Source organism: Flagellimonas sp. 2504JD1-5 (assembly GCF_053618295.1).
This window is the reverse complement of sequence record NZ_JBSIOU010000001.1, coordinates 1,830,996-1,855,336: the sequence shown is the minus strand read 5'-3', so window position 1 is coordinate 1,855,336 and position 24,341 is coordinate 1,830,996. Positions and strand designations below refer to the sequence as shown.

At 39.5% G+C, this 24,341-nt stretch carries 21 protein-coding genes; 12 read left to right on the top strand and 9 right to left on the bottom strand.

The features are described from left to right. Positions 1-160: 160 nt before the first annotated feature. The 3 genes from ACULLG_RS08225 to ACULLG_RS08215 all read left to right on the top strand — a co-directional run bounded on the left by ACULLG_RS08225 (position 161) and on the right by ACULLG_RS08215 (position 4,276). Positions 161-2,020 carry a PAS domain-containing protein gene (locus ACULLG_RS08225; RefSeq protein ID WP_452126285.1) on the top strand — a complete coding sequence of 620 codons (1,860 nt, stop codon included), beginning with the start codon at positions 161-163 and terminating at the stop codon, positions 2,018-2,020. After that, positions 2,020-2,439 carry a response regulator gene (locus tag ACULLG_RS08220; protein WP_452126284.1) on the top strand — a complete coding sequence of 140 codons (420 nt, stop codon included), beginning with the start codon at positions 2,020-2,022 and terminating at the stop codon, positions 2,437-2,439. Before ACULLG_RS08225 ends, ACULLG_RS08220 begins: the two co-directional genes overlap by 1 nt. A 64-nt stretch (positions 2,440-2,503) precedes the next feature. Continuing rightward, positions 2,504-4,276, top strand: coding sequence for a M14 family metallopeptidase (locus ACULLG_RS08215; RefSeq protein ID WP_452126283.1), 1,773 nt, complete (start codon positions 2,504-2,506; stop codon positions 4,274-4,276). Here ACULLG_RS08215 and ACULLG_RS08210 read toward each other — a convergent pair. Beyond that, positions 4,260-4,865, bottom strand: a complete 606-nt coding sequence (locus tag ACULLG_RS08210; RefSeq protein ID WP_452126282.1) for an NUDIX hydrolase — start codon at positions 4,863-4,865, stop codon at positions 4,260-4,262. The two genes, ACULLG_RS08215 and ACULLG_RS08210, sit on opposite strands and share 17 nt — an antisense overlap. A gap of 7 nt (positions 4,866-4,872) precedes the next feature. On the opposite strand from ACULLG_RS08210, the gene pyrE reads away from it, so the two are divergent. Both pyrE and ACULLG_RS08200 read left to right on the top strand, forming a co-directional pair. After that, positions 4,873-5,514, top strand: coding sequence for an orotate phosphoribosyltransferase (gene pyrE / locus ACULLG_RS08205; protein ID WP_452126281.1), 642 nt, complete (start codon positions 4,873-4,875; stop codon positions 5,512-5,514). A 6-nt stretch (positions 5,515-5,520) separates the two neighbouring features. Next, entirely contained in the window at positions 5,521-5,916 is a 396-nt protein-coding gene (locus ACULLG_RS08200) for an SRPBCC family protein (RefSeq protein WP_452126280.1), read from the top strand. Here ACULLG_RS08200 and ACULLG_RS08195 read toward each other — a convergent pair. After that, on the bottom strand, positions 5,913-6,656 hold the full coding sequence (locus ACULLG_RS08195) for a biotin--[acetyl-CoA-carboxylase] ligase (protein ID WP_452126279.1): 744 nt from the start codon (positions 6,654-6,656) through the stop codon (positions 5,913-5,915). The two genes, ACULLG_RS08200 and ACULLG_RS08195, sit on opposite strands and share 4 nt — an antisense overlap. 81 nt (positions 6,657-6,737) lie before the next feature. On the opposite strand from ACULLG_RS08195, the gene rsfS reads away from it, so the two are divergent. From rsfS to ACULLG_RS08165, 6 genes are read left to right on the top strand one after another with little or no spacing between them, the layout of a single operon-like run. Further along, positions 6,738-7,115 carry a ribosome silencing factor gene (rsfS, locus tag ACULLG_RS08190; protein ID WP_190811583.1) on the top strand — a complete coding sequence of 126 codons (378 nt, stop codon included), beginning with the start codon at positions 6,738-6,740 and terminating at the stop codon, positions 7,113-7,115. Positions 7,116-7,120: 5 nt separating this feature from the next. Then, entirely contained in the window at positions 7,121-9,073 is a 1,953-nt protein-coding gene (ftsH, locus tag ACULLG_RS08185) for an ATP-dependent zinc metalloprotease FtsH (protein WP_452126278.1), read from the top strand. A gap of 52 nt (positions 9,074-9,125) precedes the next feature. Further along, on the top strand, positions 9,126-9,734 hold the full coding sequence (locus ACULLG_RS08180; protein ID WP_452126277.1) for an LUD domain-containing protein: 609 nt from the start codon (positions 9,126-9,128) through the stop codon (positions 9,732-9,734). 4 nt (positions 9,735-9,738) lie between these two features. Continuing rightward, entirely contained in the window at positions 9,739-10,542 is an 804-nt protein-coding gene (locus ACULLG_RS08175; protein WP_452126276.1) for a phosphatidate cytidylyltransferase, read from the top strand. Beyond that, positions 10,532-11,197, top strand: a complete 666-nt coding sequence (locus ACULLG_RS08170; protein ID WP_452126275.1) for a phosphatidylserine decarboxylase family protein — start codon at positions 10,532-10,534, stop codon at positions 11,195-11,197. Before ACULLG_RS08175 ends, ACULLG_RS08170 begins: the two co-directional genes overlap by 11 nt. Next, the gene (locus ACULLG_RS08165; RefSeq protein WP_452126274.1) at positions 11,190-11,450 is read left to right on the top strand and encodes an acyl-CoA-binding protein; all 261 of its coding nucleotides are present in this window, start codon (positions 11,190-11,192) and stop codon (positions 11,448-11,450) included. Before ACULLG_RS08170 ends, ACULLG_RS08165 begins: the two co-directional genes overlap by 8 nt. A gap of 72 nt (positions 11,451-11,522) precedes the next feature. Here ACULLG_RS08165 and ACULLG_RS08160 read toward each other — a convergent pair whose 3' ends face one another. From ACULLG_RS08160 to ACULLG_RS08130, 7 genes are all read right to left on the bottom strand, one after another. Continuing rightward, on the bottom strand, positions 11,523-13,889 hold the full coding sequence (locus ACULLG_RS08160; protein WP_452126273.1) for a spondin domain-containing protein: 2,367 nt from the start codon (positions 13,887-13,889) through the stop codon (positions 11,523-11,525). A 102-nt stretch (positions 13,890-13,991) separates the two neighbouring features. After that, entirely contained in the window at positions 13,992-14,648 is a 657-nt protein-coding gene (locus ACULLG_RS08155; RefSeq protein ID WP_452126272.1) for a Crp/Fnr family transcriptional regulator, read from the bottom strand. Positions 14,649-14,706: 58 nt separating this feature from the next. After that, positions 14,707-15,963, bottom strand: coding sequence for a sterol desaturase family protein (locus tag ACULLG_RS08150; protein WP_452126271.1), 1,257 nt, complete (start codon positions 15,961-15,963; stop codon positions 14,707-14,709). A 75-nt stretch (positions 15,964-16,038) separates the two neighbouring features. Next, positions 16,039-17,427 carry a Gfo/Idh/MocA family protein gene (locus tag ACULLG_RS08145; protein ID WP_452126270.1) on the bottom strand — a complete coding sequence of 463 codons (1,389 nt, stop codon included), beginning with the start codon at positions 17,425-17,427 and terminating at the stop codon, positions 16,039-16,041. Between the two features lie 192 nt (positions 17,428-17,619). Further along, positions 17,620-19,905: an FdhF/YdeP family oxidoreductase gene (locus ACULLG_RS08140; RefSeq protein ID WP_452126269.1), complete on the bottom strand. Its 2,286-nt coding sequence runs from the start codon at positions 19,903-19,905 to the stop codon at positions 17,620-17,622. Positions 19,906-19,942: 37 nt separating this feature from the next. Continuing rightward, positions 19,943-20,647 carry a LytR/AlgR family response regulator transcription factor gene (locus tag ACULLG_RS08135; RefSeq protein WP_452126268.1) on the bottom strand — a complete coding sequence of 235 codons (705 nt, stop codon included), beginning with the start codon at positions 20,645-20,647 and terminating at the stop codon, positions 19,943-19,945. Positions 20,648-20,651: 4 nt separating this feature from the next. Beyond that, positions 20,652-21,650, bottom strand: a complete 999-nt coding sequence (locus ACULLG_RS08130; protein ID WP_452126267.1) for a sensor histidine kinase — start codon at positions 21,648-21,650, stop codon at positions 20,652-20,654. A gap of 212 nt (positions 21,651-21,862) precedes the next feature. Here ACULLG_RS08130 and ACULLG_RS08125 point away from each other — a divergent pair, with 212 nt between their 5' ends. Continuing rightward, positions 21,863-24,253, top strand: a complete 2,391-nt coding sequence (locus ACULLG_RS08125) for a TonB-dependent receptor domain-containing protein (RefSeq protein WP_452126266.1) — start codon at positions 21,863-21,865, stop codon at positions 24,251-24,253. Positions 24,254-24,341 lie beyond the last annotated feature (88 nt).

The window sequence follows — 24,341 nt, the reverse complement described above, 5'->3', positions numbered from 1 at the left end:
GTATCATAACCATCTTCATTTTTTGGGAATCGGTCTTTAAAAAAATGTCATTCGTCGATAAAACAACATAATTTGGTCTGTTCACAACAATAAATTATGAGTGTAGGCTAATGCTATTATTTTAGTAGGAAATTTCTTAACCCGAATCTAAACCTACATTTTGAAAACAATTGAAACCTACCCCCATACCTATCTCATAAAACAATTACCCAAGCCCACAGTTTTAATAGATCGTCAGCACAATTTCATTGCTGCTTCCGATTCATGGTGCTCCATTTTTAATTTGAAACCTGATGCTTGTGAAAATGCGCAAATAATCAAACTCTTTGCTTCCCATCAAGGGTTTGGGGCAAATGAGTTAAAACAATGTCTCAAGGGGAACAAAACCTATCTTCTTCGCCACGCACACGATACTGATACTGGCCTATGTTGGTTTGAAAGCACTTTTACCCCGTGGTTTGATGAAAAAGAAAATCCACTCGGCATCATTGTTCAAACAGACAATATTGACCAAAAGGTTACGGCCGAAGCAGAACTTAAGCGCATAAACACCCTGCTCAATGCTAAATCCGAAGTTGCAAAGGTAGGAAGTTGGGAATACGACATTGTCCAGGACAAAATTACCTGGTGTTCCATGACCAAAAAAATTCACGGGGTTCCAGCCACATACGAGCCAAATGTTGCAGAAGGTATTTCCTTCTACAAACAAGGTTATAGTAGAAACAGAATTTCCATGCTTTTCCATAAATTGCTGGAAAAAGGAGTTCCTTTTAGTGAGCGTTTGGTCATTGTTACGCACAATGGCGATGAGCGATGGGTGGCCGCAGGTGGAAAGGCCATCAAAAAAGATGGAAAAGTAATTAAACTCTTTGGTACTTTTCAAGATGTTCACGAACAAGTGTTGGCAGAAACAAAAACCAAAGAAAGTGAGCAGCTGTTAACAACCCTGATTGATAATCTTCCATTAAATGTATTTATCAAGGACAAGGATTCCAGAAAACTTTTGGTCAACAAATCTGAATGTGAATACTTGGGTGCAAAACCAGAAGATCTTATAGGCAAAACCGATTTTGACCTTTACGATAAGGATGTGGCCCAAATTTCCAGGGACGAAGACCTGGAGGTAATGCGCACACAAAAACCAATGGTAGGTGTTGAAACCATCAATGTTAGAAAAGATGGGAGCATAACAAACTTCCTTACTTCTAAAATACCCCTCCTTGATTTGGAGGGCAAGGCATATGGTTTGATAGGCATGAGCATAGATATTACCAACATAAAACAAAAAGAGGATCAGTTACGAAACTTGATCAATGTAACCGCTGTTCAAAACAAGAAGTTGATCAACTTTGCCCATATCGTCTCCCATAACCTGCGATCACATACGGCCAATTTTTCGATGCTGCTCGATTTCCTTATAAAGGAAAAAGAAGAGTCGGAAAAAGAACGGATCATGGGCATGCTTTCACATGCTTCCGACAATTTATTGGACACTCTGGAGAATTTAAACGAGGTGGTAGATATCAGTACCAACATCAATATGGACAAAAAATCCATGAATTTGAATGAGAACATCATCAAGGTCCAGCAGAATCTTGCCGCCTTTTTGGAACGAAATAAAGTGGAATTCATCAATTCTGTACCTGATAATCTTACCGTTATGAGCGTCCCGGCCTATTTAGAGAGTATTATTCTCAATTTGGTCACCAACGCGGTAAAATATCGCCGCCCCAAAGCTAGTCCTATCATTTCGCTTAATGCCAAAAAACAAGAAGACAATGTTATTTTCAGTATATCGGACAATGGATTGGGAATTGATCTAAACAGGTATGGCAACAAGATCTTCGGCATGTATAAAACCTTTCACAACCACAAGGATGCCAGAGGACTTGGGCTTTATATCATCAAAAACCAAATTGAAGCCATGGGTGGTAGTATTACCGTAAACAGTGAAGTTGGCAATGGCTCCACCTTTCATGTTTACTTTAATGAAGAAAGTCAATTAACTACACAAAATTAATGAAGGAAATCAATAGCATTTATATTATTGATGATGATCATATTACAGTCTTTGGCATAAAAAAAATGCTGAAAACCGTTGTGAAGTGCAATGACATTGAGGCTTTTGAAAATGGAAGACTTGCTCTTGAAAGCCTGGGCGAGAGAATGGAAGCAGGAATTCCTGCACCTGAGGTGATTTTCTTGGACATTAATATGCCCATTATGGATGGATGGGAGTTTTTGGAGGAGTTTGTAACCTTAGAGTTGAAAGAAAGGGTGATAATTAATGTAATTACCTCGTCCATAGATCCATCGGATTACCAAAAATGGAACGACTTCAGATTAAAATGCTGGCATTACCTAAATTTCAGGAATAAACCCATTTACAAAATTGAAGTGGCCGATCTTAACAGAATGAATATCTCATCATTCTTATAATATTCCTATTTTTATCCTTAGGAATTTTTGTTTCCCATTTATTCTTAACAAGATAAGCCAACCATTGAAGTACATTATCTACCCCACCGTTCTGTTACTTTTATTATCCTGTGAACCCAAAACGCAAGATGAGGTCGTATCGTACCAAACCTTTTTCGAAACTTCCGATGGTACCGAAACAGCTACCTATCCAGAGACCATTGACTTTTATATACGGCTGGCCAAAGATTTCCCCGAAATAAATATTCAAACCATAGGAGAAACAGACAGTGGATATCCCTTGCATATGGTCACCTTTAATCCTGATGGGGATTTTAACTTTGAGCATGTTAGGCAAGAAAAAGCTGTTGTTTTAATAAATAACGGCATTCATCCAGGGGAAAGTGATGGTATTGATGCCACTATGCTACTTTATCGTGATTTGGCCACAAAAACATTACCCCATCCAAAGAATATGGTATTGGTCACCATTCCAATATATAATATTGGCGGGGCCTTATATCGAAATTCCAATACAAGGGCCAATCAAAATGGACCAAAGGCATATGGCTTCAGGGGCAATGCCCTGAATTACGACCTGAATCGTGATTTTTTAAAAATGGACACCAAAAATGCTAAGACCTTTTCCCAAATATTCCATTTGGTAAAACCCGATGTCTTTATTGATAATCATGTGAGCAACGGTGCTGATTATCAATATACATTGACCCATTTGTTTACCCAGCACAATAAAATGGGAGGACATTTAGGAACCTATTTGGAAGAAGAATTTAGACCCCGGATTGAAAAATCACTGGTCGAAAAAAATTGGGACATCACCCCATATGTCAATGTTTTTAACCGACCACCTGAATTGGGATTTAGTCAATTTATGGACTACCCCCGATATTCGACCGGGTACACCACCTTATGGAACACCTTGGGATTGATGGTGGAAACCCATATGTTAAAACCTTACAAACAAAGGGTTGAAGGCACTTATGAACTTATGGAAAGTGTAATCGGGGTAGTTGAAAAGGAATTTAATGCCATTCGGGAACTGCGTGAACAAACTGCCAAGGAAAATCTTGAGCTTTCGGAATACTACTTTAATTGGCAGCTGGACACATCTAGACATTCTTCATTGGATTTTAAAGGTTTTGAAGCTGAGCAAATCACGAGTGAAATAACCGGTTTACCACGATTAAAGTATGATAAAAGTAGGCCCTTTACCCGAGAGACAACTTATTATAACCATTACGTACCTGCCGATACGATAGCTGTACCTGCGGCATATTTGGTAAAGGGAAGCTGGAGTAAGATAATGGAGCGGTTGGATGCCAATGATATTGACTACTTTGCTTTGGAGCAAGACACCTCATTAACCGTTGAATCATATCAAATTGTGGATTACGATACCAGGGAAAATCCATATGAAGGGCACTATCTGCACTCCAATGTACAGGTGAAAAAAAGTAATGTCAAACTTGCGTTCCAGGCAGGTGATTATATTGTTCCGACCAATCAACCTGGGGTGCGATATTTGCTTGAAACCCTAGAGCCACAAGCGACCGATTCTTTTTTTAACTGGAACTTTTTTGATACGGTGCTTCAGCAAAAAGAAGGGTTTTCACCCTATGTTTTTGAGGATGTTGCTCTGGATTTGCTTAAAAAAGACTCCACCCTAAGAGGTAACTTTTTACTCAAAAAAGAGTTGGATGAGAATTTCGCCCAAGACTGGTATGCGCAGTTGGACTGGATTTATCAAAGATCCCCATTTCGCGAAGCTTCTTACTTAAGGTATCCTGTTTATCGCATTGCAAAAGGAAGTAGCGCAGCTGCTATACTTCAGGAATAAGCCAACCCTCAAAAAGAATTCTAATATTGTGGTATGAGTTTTTCAGGGCCTTCTTTATTTTCTTGGGTCCTTTCCATTTTACTTTTTCAATACCCTCTTCTTTTTCTCCTACTAATTTCCCCGTATAGCTGGTATACATTGAAAACCAATGCACCACCTTTAATCGATACTCACCGTTCCGTTTAAAAATGTGATACGTAGTACGTAAAAATTTATCTATCTCAAGATCCTTCACCCCAGTTTCCTCCTCTACTTCCCTAATAGCGGCTTTTTCTATGGATTCTCCCTTGTCCACCTTACCTTTCGGAAGATCCCATTTGTTGTTTCGATAAATAAAGAGCACCTTACCCTTGGGATTGGTCACAAATCCGCCCCCAGCAACAACAACCGGAAGCTTGTGCTTAAAAATATCAAGCATTTTCTCTTCATCAGGGTGGTAGATGTAGGCTTCCTTCAACCTTCCCTTTGCCAGTGAATCAATAGCCATCAAAATAGAATCCCTATCCAAGAAAAAGAGATTTCCATTTGAATTATCTTGGCGCTCATTTGTTAAGATGAGTGGAGACTCATTAACAAAAACTTTATACATTTGCGCAATGGTTTTAAACAAAGATACCGCACGAAAAACTGCCGAACTTCTGCTGCAAATTAATGCAATTAAGTTGGAACCAGAAAATCCATTTACATGGGCCTCTGGATGGAAATCCCCAATCTATTGTGACAACAGAATCATGCTTTCCTATCCTGAAATACGAAATTTTGTTCGGGAAGAGATGGCAAAACAAGTTGAAGCCCTTTATGGGAAGCCGGACGTTATTGCCGGTGTGGCAACAGGCGCCATTGGTATTGGAATCTTGGTTGCGGAAGCATTGGGGCTCCCATTTATTTATGTAAGGCCCGAACCAAAATCACATGGCAGGCAAAACCAAATTGAAGGCCAGCTGGAAGCAGGACAGACCGTGGTGGTCATCGAAGACTTGATCAGCACCGGAAAGAGTAGTTTAAATGCGGTAAAGGCATTGCGCGACCAAGGAGCCAATGTAAAAGGCATGGTGGCAATTTTTACGTATGGATTTTCACTTGCTGGCACCAATTTTGAAGCTGAAGATGTCACTTTGAATACCTTATCGGATTACGAACACCTTATTGAGCAAGCTTCCGATACCAATTATATTAAAGAATCACATCAAAAAACCTTGTTGGAGTGGAAAACGAATCCGCAACAATGGAAACAATAGAACACTATGCATATAGAAACTCCCAAAAAGAACGTAGCCAAAAGCGATAAAGAAGTATTTGAATTCTTGACTGACATCAAAAATTTTGAAACACTGATGCCTGACAATATTGACAAATTTGAAGTTTTGGACGATATCACTTTCAGGTTTGCGCTAAAAGGGATGCCAGAAATAGTACTACGTTTAAAGGAACAAACTCCCAACAGTAAAGTTGTTCTGGGCGCTGCAAGCGATAAATTACCATTTACCCTTACAGGAGACATTACCTCCTTGGGAGAAAATGAAAGTGAAGTTGCCCTAAGTTTTGAAGGGGAATTTAACGCAATGATGGCCATGATGATCAAATCGCCCATCACGAATTTTATGGAGACACTTTCCTCAAATATGGATAGAATCCCTTAATACAATAGCGAAACCGCTTTAAGGTCAAATTCCTTTAAAATATTATCCTCCAATTCCACAACCAGTTTGCCCTCGGGTGAAACATGCCGGATAAATCCCATAAAAACCTGGTCATTCCCATCTTTGAAGGTTGAAGGTTTATCTTTTCGAAACAACAATTTATCATAGGAGGGCAGCAATTGCAATGTTGTTTTTGTTTCTATATCATCCAGATAAAACTTAAGCCTTGTCAGTAATTTTGACAAAAGTTCGTCCAAGTCAAAAAATCTTCCGGTTTGCGATTTTAGCGAAGCTACTTTTTCCAAGTTTTCCCAAGAAGTTTGATTCACATTTAACCCGATTCCAATAATCGAACTTTGAATTTGCTTTCCCTTTAAAATGTTTTCAATTAAAATGCCACATATTTTGTGCCCGCCTGACATAATGTCGTTGGGCCATTTCACCTTTAAATCAGGTATTTCCATTGCCTTTAAAACATCATGTACCGCCAAGGAAACCACAATATTTAAGTTGAACTGATGCGTCGTTTGCATGGCATCAAAGTTCTTCAATACACTAAAAGTCAAGTTTTTACCAGATTCAGACTGCCAAGCAGCCCCCATTTGCCCCCTGCCTTTTAATTGAGATTTGGCTACCACAGCAGTATAATTAGGCAGTGTTCCCGTCCGCAACAAACCCTTTAAATAGAGATTCGTGGAGTCCGTGGCATCAAGTTTGATTATCTGTGATAGTTCTCCCAAAGTGGTGCGTCCAATGATATGTTAAAATCTAGGGCTAAGAAAACAAAAAAAATATAACTTTGTAGAAACTAAAATTTTTGAATGCAGAAAACGAAAGCTAGCGCAGATGAACTGATTGCCTTAATTTTACACGGAATAGAAGAAGTTAAAGGAGTAGATGTAAATCTACTGGATCTTAGGGAAATAGAAAATACAGTTTGTGACTACTTTATAATCTGCAATGGTACTTCCAACACACATGTAAACGCAATTGTTTCATCCATCCAAAAAACCGTCAGCAAGGCCATTCAAGATAAACCATGGCATGTTGAGGGTTCGGAAAACGCAGAGTGGGTTTTAATGGATTATGTAAATGTTGTTGTACATGTATTTCAAAAACATATTAGGGAATTCTACGACATTGAAGGACTTTGGGGAGATGCCAAAGTAACCATGGTGGAGAGCAGCTACAATTCTTAAACAAAATGGCAAAAGAAAACAATTCAAATACCCCTAAAAAACCTCGTTTCAGTTCCTGGTGGATCTACGGCGTGGTCATTGCTTTGATCATAGGATTCCAATTCTTTGGTGGAAGCAGTTTGGCAAGCACCGAAAAAACCACTACCTCGGAACTTCAGGAGTTTTTAAGGAATGGAGATATTAAAGAAATACTGATCATTACCAATGCCCGTCAGGCAAAGGTGTTCTTGACAGAAGAAGCGCTGCAAAAAGATGTCCATCGAAATGTTGCCGATAAGCCTTTTAATTTCTCGACTGGAAAAATTCCACAGTACATTTTGGATTATGGTGATCTTCAAAATTTTGAAGACGAGATCAAAAGCATCAAAAAAGAGAACAATCTTGACACCGTTGTTGATTTCGATACGGAGTCCAATGTTTTAGGAGAACTATTGCTTTCTTTACTACCGTTTGCATTGATCATCGGAATTTGGATCTATCTGATGCGAAGAATGTCGGGTGGTGCCGGAGGTGGTGCTGGTGGACAGATTTTCAATATTGGAAAATCGAAGGCAAAGCTTTTCGACGAGAAAACAGATACGCGCACATCTTTTAAAGATGTTGCAGGACTTGAAGGTGCCAAGGAAGAAGTACAAGAAATTGTGGAATTCCTAAAAAATCCAGACAAGTACACCTCTTTGGGTGGTAAAATACCAAAGGGAGCTCTTTTGGTAGGACCTCCAGGAACGGGTAAGACACTTTTGGCCAAAGCGGTTGCAGGAGAAGCTCAAGTTCCATTTTTCTCATTATCTGGTTCAGACTTTGTTGAAATGTTTGTAGGTGTTGGAGCATCCCGAGTACGAGATCTATTTAAACAGGCAAAAGATAAGTCTCCTGCCATCATTTTTATAGATGAAATTGATGCCATTGGTAGAGCAAGAGGTAAAAACAATTTTACAGGCTCTAACGATGAAAGGGAAAATACCCTGAATCAACTGCTTACTGAAATGGATGGATTTGGAACAAATACAAACGTAATTGTATTGGCCGCCACCAACCGTGCAGATGTATTGGACAAAGCTTTAATGCGTGCTGGCCGTTTTGATCGCCAAATTTATGTAGACCTTCCAGATATAAGAGAACGTAAAGAGATTTTTGAAGTTCATCTTCGTCCAATAAAAACGGCCGAAACACTTGACTTGGATTTTCTTGCAAAGCAAACTCCCGGCTTTTCTGGAGCAGATATCGCCAATGTTTGTAATGAAGCAGCACTTATTGCAGCCCGTAAAGAAAAGAAAGCGGTCAACAAGCAAGATTTCCTCGATGCCGTGGACAGAATTGTTGGTGGTCTTGAAAAGAAAAATAAAATCATTACACCTGAAGAGAAAAAGACCATCGCCTATCACGAAGCAGGTCATGCCACTGTGAGCTGGATGTTGGAGCATGCCGCTCCCTTGGTCAAAGTCACCATAGTCCCTAGAGGGCAATCGTTGGGTGCAGCTTGGTACTTACCTGAAGAACGCTTGATTGTTCGACCAGAACAGATGTTGGACGAAATGTGTGCGACCATGGGTGGAAGGGCAGCCGAAAAGGTGATTTTCAACAAAATATCCACTGGTGCTTTGAGCGATTTGGAAAAGGTGACCAAACAAGCACGAGCCATGGTCACCATTTACGGATTGAACGATCAACTTGGAAATATCACCTATTATGATTCTTCCGGAAACAACGAATATGGCTTTACCAAGCCCTATAGCGAAGAAACTGCTCAGAAAATTGATAAGGAAATCTCCAAGATGATAGAAGAGCAATATAAGCGGGCCATAAAACTTTTGGATGACAATAAGGATAAATTGAAAGCGTTGGCTGATCGCTTGTTGGAAAAAGAAGTTATCTTTAAGGATGATTTAGAGAAAATTTTCGGAAAAAGACCTTTCGAAAAAGAGGAATTGGAGGAAGAAAAGGAAACTGCAGAATAGCATATTTCCATATCGGAGCATTTCAATGGACAAACTGTTCTTGATACCATAAATGGGTATTTTTGATAAACTTTTTGGAGGTGGCAAAAAGGTTTCCAAGGAAACCCTGGAAACCCGTGGGGAACATATGCCCGACCTAAAGATTCCCGTAGATGAAAAATTCACCATCTATTTTAAAAAAAACGGTGGAAAATTCATTTACTGTGAAGATGACGGGGAAGTTTCCGAAGCTATACAGAACATTATTTCCGAAAACGATTGGCAAAATCATCTTTTCTATGTGATGGACCCAAGGCTAAAAAGTCGTTTTTCTTCCGAAAAAATCGAATTTACTGAAAACAGAAAAGAGAGCAATATTCTCTTTACCACCTGTGAACACCTCATTGCACACAATGGGTCAATTTTGGTTTGTTCCAACCAGATTAAGGAAAAGAAATTGGATGAACTTCCGTCGAATCTTATTGTTTTTGCTACCACAAGCCAGTTGGTGGATTCCATAAGTGAAGGACTCAAGGTCATCAAAGAAAAATATGGGAAAAATATCCCCAACAATATTACCACCTTAAAGCATTTTCAGCCCACCCCCGAAAACAAAAATGATTTTCTTTCCTACGGTAGTGCCTCAAAAAATGTATATCTTTTACTGCTAGAAGACTACTAACCAAATGAAAGAAATCCTAAGGCGCTCAATTACAGGGGCAATCTATGCAGTACTCCTTTTGGGCACAGTTTTTTTGAGTTCAGATGCCTTTGATTTTCTTTTTATGGTATTCGGATTGGCCTGTTTATATGAATTCAAAAAAATAGTCCGGTTAAAACACTATTACATCTTTGTCGCCTACCTAGCGCTTTGGTGGGTCTTTATTTACTTGATACAGGACAGTGTTCTTATTACCATATTGATGTTGTTTACCATAACGGTGGATCTAGCTTTGTTAGTGTTTTTATTTTCTGGAAATGCCAGGAATTTTACAGGCCTACAAAAGTTTATTATTGCGGTTTTTTACATCGGAGGTGGTTGTATTTTCTTGACCATGATACCCTATAAGCAAAACTCCTTTGCGCAATTTTTGATCATGGGGATTTTTATTTTAATCTGGGTCAACGACACATTTGCCTATCTGGTGGGGCGAACTTTGGGGAGAACAAAATTATTTCCTTCAGTTTCTCCAAAAAAAACTGTTGAAGGTTCTCTAGGAGGTCTTATTTTTGCACTAGTTGCGGCATACGTTTTAGCCTTGTACGAAACCAGTCTAACACTTTCCCAATGGATGGTTTTAGCCACTACAATTGTAGTAGCTGGAAGCCTTGGCGATTTGTTGGAATCTAAATTTAAAAGAGTTGCTGGTGTCAAGGACAGCGGGGCCATTTTGCCAGGTCATGGCGGAATTTGGGACCGATTGGACAGCTTGGTATTTGCCGCACCATTTGCATATTTGGTACTTAATATATTTTCATATGTTTCATAGAGAAGGTCAAAAAATAATTATTATCACGTTTTTTATTGTGGTAGCCATTGTCCTTTCCGCACATTTTTATATCGATATTGAATGGATCAAGATAGCCGTGCAAATTGCCGCACTTATCTTTTTGATATTGATTTTACAGTTTTTTAGAAACCCAAGACGATTGGTCACTCCCAATTTTGATGAAATTTTGGCGCCGGTAGATGGCAAGGTCGTGGTCATTGAGGAAGTTGAAGAAACTGAATATTTCAAGGGCAAGCGTAAACAGGTATCCATTTTTATGTCTCCTTTAAATGTTCATGTAACAAGATATGCCGCTAGCGGAACCGTGACCTACTCCAAATACCATCCCGGCAAATATTTGGTTGCCTGGCATCCCAAATCAAGTACCGAAAATGAACGCACCACAGTAGTGCTGCACACACCAAAATTCGGGGAGATTGGATACCGTCAAATTGCCGGGGCTTTGGCCCGTCGCATAATCAACTACGCTGAGGAAGGTGAGCAAGTAACCCAAGGGCAGGATGCTGGATTCATAAAATTTGGTTCTAGAGTAGATCTACTATTACCTTTGGATTGTGACATTGCCGTTAAATTGGGCCAAAAAGTGGTTGGTGCCAAAACTTGCATTGCTTCAATTCGGAAAGAAGATGACTGATGAGGAATTAAATATTCAGTTTAGGGAAGCTGTTGCTTTTGTAAATAGCTATACAGAACCCATGCCCGCCGATTTATTACTCAAGTTGTACGCCTATTTTAAAATTGCCAATAAGAATTACGATAATCCCGGTAGTAAAACGCCATTGATAAATGCCTTCAAGGCCAATGCACTTTTTCAGGCAAAAAATATTAGTGTTGAAGAGGCCATGCTCAAGTATATCGAACTTGTAGACGCGAAAATCAGAAAGTAATTCTTAAAACAAGAAAAGCTGGAAATAAATTTCCAGCTCTCCACAATTTAAAAAAACAAAAACGACCTCAGTCTATTGTGGTTGAATGTCAATTCTAACCAAATTGTATCCTCCTCGGGGGTCTTGAAGATATACAACACCCGGGCCATTGTTATAAACACCTTTGCCAAATTGAACATCTTCCAATTCACTAACTCTTCTAATTGTAGTATTGGCATCAGCTGGACCTACGTTTGGCCCTGATTGTCTAGGTGCTTGATAGATTCCGAAACCAACCGGCTCATCTACTTCTGTACCTGCATCAAACAAATAGGATTCGTCACTTTCAGAAGTTCCAGAGAAAGGAGTCCCGCTTTCATCGAACAAGGCTACTCCGTTATTGTTGTAACTGATAAACCAATCATTAGTTTGAACTAACATCGTACTAATACCCAATTTGTAATCTTGACCTTGAGGCACATCGATTGTGAAAGACAGGTATTCACCAGGGCCAATAGGAGCTGTTTCATTGCTGGCTGCAACAGGTAATCCAAGATTATTGAAATAAGATACTGCGACAGCATTGTTACCATCTTCAGATAGTTCTTCCAGTCCACTTCCTTCTATAACCTGACCACCTTGGACAAAGAAAGGATCACTTTCCGTATTAAAGGCATATACAATTCCAGGTGAAAAAACACTAAAAGATGAGGCCAATCGCAATGGTGAACCATTACTTCCTGTTTCCGTGAACCATCCATAAAGTTCGCCGGGCATACCGTCTTCAGCAATTCTTTCCAAACCAACTCCCCTATCTTCTTCTCCTAATGTGAACAAAGGCTCAGGAAGTGCATGCAATACAACAATACCTGGTGTAACTACAAATCCATTACTAGAGCTTGCTGGTTGCCCTGGATCAGGAGTATTTATAGCAGTTATAGTCAATGTGAAAGTTCCTGCAGAACTTCCATCCCCATTTGCGTAATCCAGCACTGCGGTTATGTAAATATCTCCTGTATCTCTTCCTTCTACCAATCTTACAAGTGTATTTGCATCCACAGGGCCCACATCAGCACCCGCGGGCGGAAAAGAGGCTGGGTCATTATCTGCTTCGGTACCTAAATCATACAGCGAAAGTTGACCAGCAATGTCAACACCATTCAATGCCTGCCCATTTGGAAATAAGTCAATTCCATTTAAATCAGTTGGAGCCAAAAACCAGTCATTACTGTTTCCCATCATAGTGACCGGGGTAAACTTGGTTCCAGGAACCGCTTTAAACGATATTTGATATTGGGCGCCATTGGTTGTCAATGGACCAGGGTCTGATGCTCCAACTGGGGTTGTAAATGTATGTACGTTTAAGTAATTGATTATGTTACTTATGGTTACATTGAAGGTGGTTTTTGCTACTTCAGTGTCATTGGGCAATCCCAAAGATGGATTTACTTCTTGTGACCAATCAGCAGCTGAATCCCCTTCCCCGTCATATTCAATACTGTAACTATTCAAGCTTACGGTTGGAACAAATTCTCCAGCCGCCCATATGCCGGCTTCAACAGCTATATTCTCACGTGCGCTACCAGCAGCACCCCATTGAACGAAATCAATTATGGCTTCAGCATTTGTGAAAGAGTCATTTGAGTACAGTCCCAATCCTTCACTTTCTCCCATGGTAAAAGGTAAAACCAAAAATGCTCCAGGCTCCAACATAATGTCACCACTTTCTGGTGTGATTTCATTAATTTGACTGTATCTTCCCGGTCCTAGGCATAACCAATATTGGCTCAAATCGACAGCAACATTTCCATTGTTGTAAAGTTCAACCAAATCCTTGTTTCCGTATTGCACTTCATTGAACACAATAGATCTGATTTCTTCAGGAACTGTTAATTGGTTTTCTTCTCCGATTGTTACGGTGGTAGTTTCTGCCCAATTTGCGGCACCAATGCCTTCTCCATCAAAAATTATGGTGTAATCAGCATTTCCAAGCACCGGCACAAATTCTCCAGTGGTCCAGATGCCAGCTGCTACGGCTACATTCTCTCTTGCGGAAGATCCCGCTCCCCATTGTACAAAATCAACCAAGGTTGAGGCATCTGTAAAATCGGCGTTGCTGTTGTACAACCCAATTCCTCCTTCAGCATTTGGCATCTCATAGGCAATGGATAAAATTCCTCCAGCTGCAAGCTGTAAATTACCTTCAACCGTCAAATCACTTATTCTTCTATAAGTTCCAGGGCCAAGGCAAAGAAAATAATCGCTCAAATCTACGGAGCTATCACCATTATTTACAATTTCCACCCAATTACCGAGGTATTGAACTTCGTTAAGTCTCACATTGACCTCAGCAGTCGGTTCTGGTTCAGTTGGCACTTCACCAACTATGTCATTATCATCATCGCTACACGATGCTAAAATGGCTGCGAACAGCAGTACTTTGAATAGATTTCTTCTCATAATTCTTTTTTTAGATTAATTATGGTCCAAAACTACTTTCGACTACAACTGAAAAACGGTGATCAAAATCACCGTTTTCTGTTAAAACTATATTAAAAGCCGTTATACTTTCGTGATATTCTGGGTGTTCAGTAGTTCGATATATCTTTTATGCTGTGCCAAAACCCCAGTCTTTTCAAGCTTTTTGGTGATTCTTGAGATTACTTCGCGGGAGGTTCCCAAATCTAGGGCTATCTTCTTATGCGAAAGGTTTATGAAGTTGCTATTATCTCTTTTTGCTTTGTTTTCTAAATATTTAACCAAACGATCTTCTATGTTGAAGCAAACAATCTCTTTAGTGGTCTGCAACAGATCCTCAAAATTTCGTTGAAAATCGTTTATGATGATTCTGGCAAACGTTGGATACTTTACAAACCATTCTTTCACTTTACTCACCGGAAGTGTCATTACTACAGTGTCCTCTTCGGTTATGGCGGAAAATTGAACTGGTTTGGGATCAAACAGGTGGTTGAAGCTCAAAATGCAGGATTCTCCAGAATTGATATAGTACAGCAGAAACTGTACATCTTCTTCTTCGGCATACATTTTAATTTGGCCTTTTAATACTACCGGTAAAAAGTTCAGATATGCACCTTGTTTTACCACATAAGTACTGCTTGGGAACTCATGGTAACTGCACGATTCCAAGATTTCTTGATAAAGTCTTTCCTCGAGTATGGGAAAGCACTGCTTAATATATGATTGGTTAGTGTGAATCACAGCGTTGCTCGTTCTTTGGATTAAGGATTATTTTAATCCTTAAGTCTCAAAAAACGCTCTAACCTTTCTCATAGGTTTCATCAAAATAAGTGAAATATACTCCTGCAAGCATGGAAATTACAAAATAAAGCCCCATCAAATAACCGCCCATCGGCAGATAGAGATTCAAGCCAAACCAATCTTCGGTTAAAAAAATCAATGTTAATCCAGCGATACCACGAATTGTTTCTATCCAAACGGCATGATGTTTTCTATCCATTAAACTGGAATAGCCATAGATTCCCAAAAAAACAAACCCGCCAAACAACAACAGCTTGTTAAAACCTATTTCCGAATAATTGTAAAACATGAAAAGCAACAATGCAGTATTAAACAAAAGTTGAAAAATGGCATATCCTTTTAATCTTAACGAAGCCTGTGGTTTATATTTTGAAAAGTTATAAACGTCTTCAATTTTGGAAATTGGATATTTTTGCGCCACGTCTGCCGGTCGCCATCCAGTTGGCATAAACCAAATCCGAAACTTGTCCCATATACTTTTGGTTCGCCATGCATCTTGACACAATCGCCAAAAATGTTGAAAATTGATTATTATGGGATTCCAAGTAGCAGCAGGTTTTAGGACCCCATATTGGGGCGGTACAGTATCCATTTCTTCCTGAAATGTTCCGAACCATCGGTCCCAAACACACAGTATTTGTCCTAAATTTTTGTCAATATATTCTGGATTTATTGCATGGTGCACCCGATGTTGGGAAGGTGTAACAATAATGTATTCCAACCAGCCCATCTTTCCAATATGCTGAGTGTGGTACCAGAATTGGGCAAACAAATGTGCGGGGGCCAAAATGGCAATTACTTCTCCAGGAACTCCCAGGAAAGCCGCCGGAAGCAACATTAACGGAAAATAGCCTACCACATTTGAGATAGACTGACGCAATGCACAGGCCAGATTAAATTCTTCACTGCTATGGTGGATCACATGTTGGTTCCAAAAAATATTGATATGATGGCTTAGTCTATGGTTCCAGTATCCAGCAAAATCAATGGCAATAAATGCTATTAACCATACAGCCCAAGTTGCCTCTATTTGCATTAGAGCGAGATGTTGAACCAAATAGGGGTAGGTAACCAAAACAACGGCCAATCCCAATGAATCCTTAATAATGTTTGTGAGACCAGAGCTAAGACTGCTCACAGTGTCCATGACATTGTGTTTCTGGTTTTTGACAAAATACCCGTAGAGCACTTCCAAAAGAACCAGTCCCACAAAGAATGGTATGGCATATAACAAAGCTGTAGCGTAGGTCTCCATATCTCACATATTTTTAAATAGTATTGGGCGAGATTGGAGGTTAATTTAGTTTAATTTTCTAAACTATGCCACTTTTTATTCTACAATACCAAGCGGAACTGTTTCTTTCCAATTACCACGGGTAAAGTCTGGGAATGGTTGTGGTGCGCCCCCGCTAGCAACGGAACGTTCACTCAATGGGGCAACTGCACTCCAAAAACATCCTTCATATACATTTTGGTCCAAAGGAAGTCCTTTTTGCAGACATTCTACAACGCGATACATCATAATTCCGTCCATACCGCCATGTCCGCTGCCTTTGGCGGCTTGGTTCAATCTTTTGTACAATGGGTGGTCATATTTTTCATAAAGTGCTTCAAGCTGTTCACCTTGTACCCATGAATGGTGATCTTTGGTCAATCCTTCGACTCCACCTTCTAAGGCTACGCGTGTTGGGAAACCTGCCAAGGTTCCTTTTGTTCCTTGAATTAAATTTAATCTGGTATAAGGCCGAGGGCTTGTCTCATCCCATTGCACCATAATTGTCCTTCCCAATGAAGTTTTGATGATACTGGTATTTAAATCCCCCCCTTTGTAATCAAGCTTGTTCCACTTGTGATCGCTTGGGTAATTCTTTTTGGCATAGTCCGCTCTTCCCAAAGCTGGGGTCGAAAATGAAACTATACTTCCAAAATTGTCTTCTCCTCTACCTAAGTTCATATATTGGGCAACAGGCCCCAAACCATGTGTTGGGTATAAATTTCCGTTTCGGTGAGCGTAGTGATAGGTACGCCATGAACCTGTTCCTCTCTGTTGTTCATTCATTTGCCCTCTCAACTCGTGAATATATGCGGCTTCGCCATGTAAAACTTCTCCAATAACTCTTTGTCTGCACATGTTCAAGAACATCAATTCATCACGACTGTAATTGACATTTTCCAGCATCATGCAGTGTTTTTGGGTACGCTCACTGGCATCCACAATATCCCACATTTCTTGAACAGTAACTGCAATTGGAACCTCCACAAATGCGTGGGCGCCCTGATTCATTGATTCAATGGCCATTGGGGCATGGTTCACCCAATTGGTAGCAATAAACACTACATCCGGTTTCACCTCTTGTAGCATTTGTTTCCATTTATCCTCATCACCCCAATATTGGGCTATATTTTTATGTCTATTGGGTTTGGACACCTCTTTTACCCAACCAACCTTCTGTTTTACCAAATCTTCGTACAAATCGCATATGGCAACCACTTCTGTATTGGGAAGTGAAGCGAAGAATCTAACATGACCTCCTCCACGTGCACCTACCCCAATGAACGCAGCCCTAACATTTTTCAATTTTGGTGCAGCAAAATCTCCCATATAGGCGGATTGAGAAGGTCTTTCTATTCCCGCTTGCAAATAACTGGGGATTACTGAAACCGCTGCAGCAGACAATGAAGTTTTTTTGATAAAATTACGTCGATTGATGTTTTTCATGCTGGTATCCATTACTTAATGTTAACGTTAACACATTCTGTTTTCGAAAATATAAAAAAAAAAGACACCGCGCCATTTTTATGTTCCACAAGTATTCCTTTAAGAAAAATACTGAACTCTTTTTTTAAGGTCATATAGAGAGCATTGGTGCAATTGATATTCTAACCTTAGCAAAGGTGTTGAATTTCAATTTTATTTTGCCTCAATGCTAACAACTACCGATTTACTGGCCGGAGTATTACTTTTATCTGCATAAAGGTCGATGGGCACCAGTACATTGGTTTCCGGAAAATATGCGCATAGGTTTTTTGATGGGATGTTGTACGGTATTATCTTAAAGTTTTCCGCCCTCCGTATTTTTCCAGAATAATTGCTAATCAAATCCACTATTTGAAGTGGCTGCAATCCTTTTGCGTCCATGTCACCTGGATTCATAAAAACAACCCGTCGCTCCCCATAAATTCCCCGATATCTATCATGCATGCCATAAATTGTTGTATTGAATTGGTCATGGCTACGAACCGTCATCAACAAAAATTCTTCTTCAGAAAGCTGGTGTTCAGGAAGTTTGCATATGGAGAACTGGGCTTTTCCGCCAGGTAGCTTTGAAAAATCCGCTTCTCTTGCATTGTTTGGCAAATAAAATCCTGAGCCTTTAGAACGACCTGAATAATTTTCATATCCTTTTAAAACTTCAGAAATCTTTTTTCTAACCAATTCATAATCATTTCCCATTGCTATCCAATCAATCTTGGATGAAGAACCAAAGTACGCATTGGCTATTTCAGCGACAATCTCCGGTTCGCTTTTTAATTGATCACTTGCCGGTTTTAGTCTACCCTTGCTCTGATGTACCTTGCCCATACTGTTCTCGACGGTCACAAAGCGTTCTTTATCTTGCTCAGTCCTTCCTAAAGTTGGCAATATCAAAGCTGTTTTACCTACGGTAAGATGTGTTCGGTTTAATTTGGTACTCACGGAAACCGTTAAATCACAGTTTTCTAGAGCTTCGGCCGTATACACAGTATCGGATGCAGCAGAAACAAAATTTCCTCCAAGTGCAATAAATACTTTAGCCTTGCCTTGATGCATAGCCTGAATCGCGTTAACGGTGTCCAATCCCTCTTTATTTGGAGGGTCAAAATCAAAGGCGTCTTTAAGTGCTTTGTTCAATGGTTCAGAAACGTGATGCATAATCCCAACACTTCTATCTCCTTGAACGTTGCTATGACCTCGAACAGGGCAGGTTCCGGCGCCCTTTTTTCCTATACTTCCTTTGGCCAGCAACAAATTCACGCATTCCTTGATATTCTCCACCCCATTTTTATGCTGCGTAAGGCCCATGGCCCAGCAGATTATGATTTTTGATTTTTTGGCCAGTAAATCAACCGCTAAATCCACTTGTGCCGAATCCACTCCGCACAATTCCAGCAATTGGTCTTCATTATATTGTTCCAAATCATCCAAAAGCTCTTGAAAACCATTGGTTTTATCTCTAATAAAGTCGTGGTCAAAAACAGATTCGCCATTTTTTTCCCTTTTGGCCAATCGTTTCATGATGAGCTTAAGCAATGGAACGTCTTGGTTGATTTTTACTTGAAGGAAGATGTCGGTCAATTGAATGCCCTTACCGAGGATACCTTCTAATTGCTGTGGATTTTTAAATCGATTCATTCCGCTTTCGGAAAGTGGATTAACAGTAATGATCTTTCCACCATTTTCCTTGCATTTTTGCAAGGCGGTCAACATTCTAGGGTGGTTTGTACCTGGGTTTTGGCCGATGACCATGATTACCTCTGCTTCATACATGTCTTCTAAAACCACAGAGCCTTTGCCAATGCCCAAGGTTTCTGAAAGGGCTACTCCGCTGGATTCATGGCACATATTGGAACAATCCGGCATATTATTGGTTCCGAAAGCACGGACAAATAGTCCATATAAAAAAGCTGCTTCATTGCTTGATCTTCCCGAAGTATAAAATATAGCTTCGTTTGGGTTATCCAAAGATTTTAGATGTTGCCCAATAATATTAAATGCCTTGCCCCATGAAATAGGCTCATAGTGGACAGCATCTGGTCTAAGCAAAAAAGGCTCGGTAATTCTTCCGCTTTTTCCAATTTGATAATCGGTCCAGGTGGAAATCTCTTCAACTGAATACTTCTCAAAAAAAGCTTTGTCTACACGTTCAAAAGTAGATTCCTCTGCAATGGCTTTAGCCCCATTTTCACAATATTCACCCAGCTTGGAAGGTGTATCCGGATCGGGCCATGCACAACCGGGACAATCAAATCCTTCTTTTTGATTCATTCTAGAAAGAGTTTTCAGGGAACGGAACAAACCTGACTCCTTGCTCACATGGTCCAAAGCGGCCTTTATCCCAGATATGCCAGCTGCATAATCGGAAGGTTGGGTAACTTTTAAATCTGAAAAATCAATATTTCCAGTTACAGAAATGTTGCGTTTTATGGAATTTGACATATCACTAAAATACGATTGTCTTCAGTCGTAAACATCTTTATTTAAGGATTTCTTTTAAAAAAGCCTCCTTATATGCCCTTCCTATTGGGATTTTATCTCCTCCGAAAAGGTTCACCTGATTGCCAATCAGTTTTTCAATTTTATCCACATTAATGATATGTGATTTATGAATCCTTTTGAACTTTTGGTTGGGCAGTGATTCCAGCCAATAGCGCAACGGTTCATTGGAAAGATATTTTTTCTTAGCAGTAACAACCTCTGTATAATCAGAATCAGAATCAATATGTTCAATGGCATCCAGGTCCACTTTAATAAGTTCATGGCCCGATTTTATATAAACGTACCCTCTTTGTTCTTCTTGCAATTGACCAGAATCCATGACAGCTTCCATTTTTTGGTTTAAGGGCACCTTAGCAATTGCCTTTAAAAATCTTTGAAACGAAAACGGCTTTAACAAGTAGTCTACCACGTTGAGTTCATAGCTTTCCAGAGCATATTCTGAAAAAGCTGTTGTCAAAATTACATGTGGTGGATTTGGCAATGATTTTAAAAAATCGAGACCTGAAATTTTAGGTAAATGGATGTCCAAAAACAACAAATCAACTCGTTCGGATTTTAAGAATTCCATAGCAAGTAGGGCGTCGGAAAAAGTACCTTTCAGTTCTAAAGTGTTAACATCTTCAATGAACTTTTGTAAAATGCGTTGTGCCGGTGGCTGATCTTCAATGATGATACATTTCATACCCTTACGATTTTTCCAATTCCATAGTCAAAGACACCGAAAATTTGTTGTTTTCTTCTGTAATCAAAAGTTTGTGCTTGTTGGGATATAGCAATTTCAAGCGTTTTTTCACATTTTCCAATCCAATACCCTTGGCCACCGAACCTAATCCATTGACAAGCTCAAAATTATTGGCGCAATTAAACTGCAATTGACTTCCTTTTTGTGTTACTTCAATAGCAATTTCAATATCTGAAGATTGCCCAGATTGACTATGCTTAAAGGCATTTTCAATAAATACAATTAAAATAAGGGGAGCTATTTTATATCCAGATGTAATTTGGGTTGCGCTAAATTTGACATTACCTCTTTCCTCTATCTGTAATTTGTACAATTTTATAAAATTGTCCAATTGTTCCACTTCCTTTTTCAAAGGCACAAATTTCTCCTTGCACTCATATAACATGTAACGAAGCACTCCACTCATTTCTAAGATAATCTCTGGTGTTTTTGGTGAATTCTCCAAAGCATAGGAATATAGATTGTTCAAATTATTGAACAAAAAGTGTGGATTGATCTGTGATCTTAAAAACTGAAGTTCGCTTTCTTGAACTGTATTTTTTAGTTGGTCGATCTGTTTTTGCTTTTGTAGCGCATCCCATCCGAATTTAAACCCAGATAAAATTGCAATAACAGGTACAATATCAAACAATGCGTAATAAACCCCTGGAAAAACCTTGGCCCGTCTTGTTCCTGAGTAAAAAATTTGCTCAAGCACAAGTTCTTCCAACAGAATCAATCCAATTATTATCATCAAAACACTGCCAAAAAATTTCAAGGGTTTCTTTTTATACAGGAAATTGGGCATGAGATAGTAAGCGATCAATCCTGAAGCAACCGCATAACTTAAAAAGAATACCATCTCGGGAAGGTCAATATCGGGGTGCCTCCGGTCATATGAATAGAACAAAAGCACCAGAAGGTGCAATATGATTTGAAAAACAAGTTCTTTTCGGCTAATCAATTTTTTAGTTTTATATAACTACAAAGCTATTTGTCAAAAGGTAACAAAAGAAATGCAATACTGTAAACAACATTTTTAGTACCTCGAACAACATTTGAAATGTTAATTTTTCTTAATCTATGTCGATTGGGGCAAAAGGGACGTTGTTCACAGAATTTACCCCTGATTTTTCGCTGACCCATCCCATCTTTGGGTAAGAAATCAAAAAACGCATGACATTTTTAAAAGTGCCAAAACATAGTTTCTTATTTGTGACAATGCTGCTATGCTCATTTTTGACCATGGAAGCACAGGTGAAAACTGTTGAATTCAAAGGAAAAGTAGTGGACACATCTACTGGGCAGGCCGTTGCGTACGCCACAGTTATGATCGCGGATAACGGCACCAAAAAAGCAATTGTTGGCACAACCACTTTAGAAGATGGTTCTTTTACCCTGAAGACAGATGCAACAAACTATTATATTGAAATCAGTTTTATTGGTTTTGAAAAGAAAATAATCCGACAGCCAGATTCAAATGCTCCCAAAATCGATCTAGGGGTTATCAAAATCTCGGAGGACACACAAAAACTGGAAGAAGTAGTTGTTGAAGGTGAAGTTTCAAAAACCGTGTTTAAACTGGACAAAAGGGTGTTCAATGTTGGGAAGGATTTAAGCAGTGCAGGAGCCAGTGCCTTAGAAGTACTTAATAACGTTCCTTCGGTAAATGTAAATATTGAAGGTCAAATAAGTTTAAGGGGAAGTCAAGGTGTTCAAGTACTCATCAACGGAAAACCGTCTATTATTGCTAGTGATGAAAGTAATGCGTTGGGAACCATAACGGCGGACATGATCGATCGCGTAGAAGTAATCACCAATCCTTCCGCCAAGTACGATGCCGAAGGTACTTCGGGAATCATCAACATTGTGATCAAAAAAGAAGAACGCCGAGGGTTAAATGGCTCCGTTTCGGTAAATACAGGTGCGCCTGATAGTCACAGTGTAGGCATCAGTTTAAATCGAAGAACAGAAAAATTCAATCTTTTTACCCAATTGGGTGCTGGATATCGCGAGTTGCCCAATGATTTGGAAAGCAGAAACACAGACTTGACCACAAATACCACAATAGCATCTATTGGAGAAGAATTCCGTAACGAAGCTTATTATAATTTTGTTTTGGGTACGGATTACTACTTTGACCCAACAAGTGTTTTGACACTATCCGGAAACTTTGCCCTGGAAATCGAAGATCAACCTTCGACAACCAATTTTGCATCCTTGTTTGGTGGTGACATTGCAACCTCTCAATGGGAGCGTACCGAGATTACCGAAGCTACAAACCCCAAGTTCCAATATGAATTACAGTACAAAAAGGATTTCAAGGGAAATGAAGACCATACCCTTTTGTTCAGTGCCCTTGGAAACTTCTTTGGTAAGGATCAGTCTTCAGAGTTCACCGATGTAACCATTTCAGGAACAAATAATGATAATAGCCAACTTACTAGAACAGATTTTAAGGAAGCTGTGTTCACCTTTAAATTGGATTACACCAAACCCATTGCCGAAGAATTAACCTGGGAAGCAGGGGCACAATACGTAATGAATGATGTAAGCAATGATTATGAGGTTCAGAATTTGGTCAATGGTGCATTTGTGATAGATCCTGGTTTGACAAATATTTTTGAATATGATCAAAAAGTATTGGGTATGTACACCACTGGGGCTTATGAGGGCAAGCAATGGGGAATAAAAGGTGGGGTACGGTTAGAGCAAACCAACTTGAACACTTTTTTGACCAACACTGGGGAAGACAATTCACAGGATTACAACAATCTTTTTCCAAGTTTGCATACCTCGTATAAATTCTCAGAAAGGGTTTCATTGCAAGCTGGGTATTCCAAACGTATTTATAGGCCACGGCTTTGGGATTTGAACCCATTTTTCAATATCCGAAACAACTTTAGCATTAGACAAGGGAATCCTGATTTGCTTCCTCAGTTTACAGATTCTTATGAGTTAACCAGTATTTTCTTTATTGGGAAGACGGCCCTTAATTTGGGTGTTTATCATCGGTATACCACGGATGTTATTGAACGAGTCTCCACCTTTGAAAACAATGTGAATACAACCAGACCTGAAAACATTGGCACCAACAAAATCACAGGAATTGAGTTCAATACAAAATATAGTCCAGCACGATGGCTCACCTTTAATGCGGACTTCAATTACAATCAATTTAATCGCGAAGGTATTTTTGAGGATGTAATATTTGATTTCAATGCAGACAGATGGTCATCAAAGCTTATGACCAAAGTGAAATTTCCAGCCGATATTGATCTTGAAGCTACCGGAAACTACAGGTCGAACTACCAAACGGTACAAGGCAAGGTAAACGACTACGCCTTCATGAATTTGGGTTTACGCAAAAAACTTATGAAAGGAAAAGCTATCCTAAACTTAAGCGTACGAGATGTTTTTGCCTCCCGAATCAGCGAGAGTGAGATTGCCCAAGCTGATTTTGAGGTGTACAATCGCCGTCAAAGAGGTCGTTTTGTGGCCTTTGGATTCAGTTATGGTTTTGGAAAAGGCGAAGCCATGCAATACTCAGGTGGGCGAAGGAGATAAAATCATAACCCTTTAAGACGTCAGAAATCAGACTACTGACTACTGACTACTGACTACTGACTACTGACTACTGACTACTGACTACTGA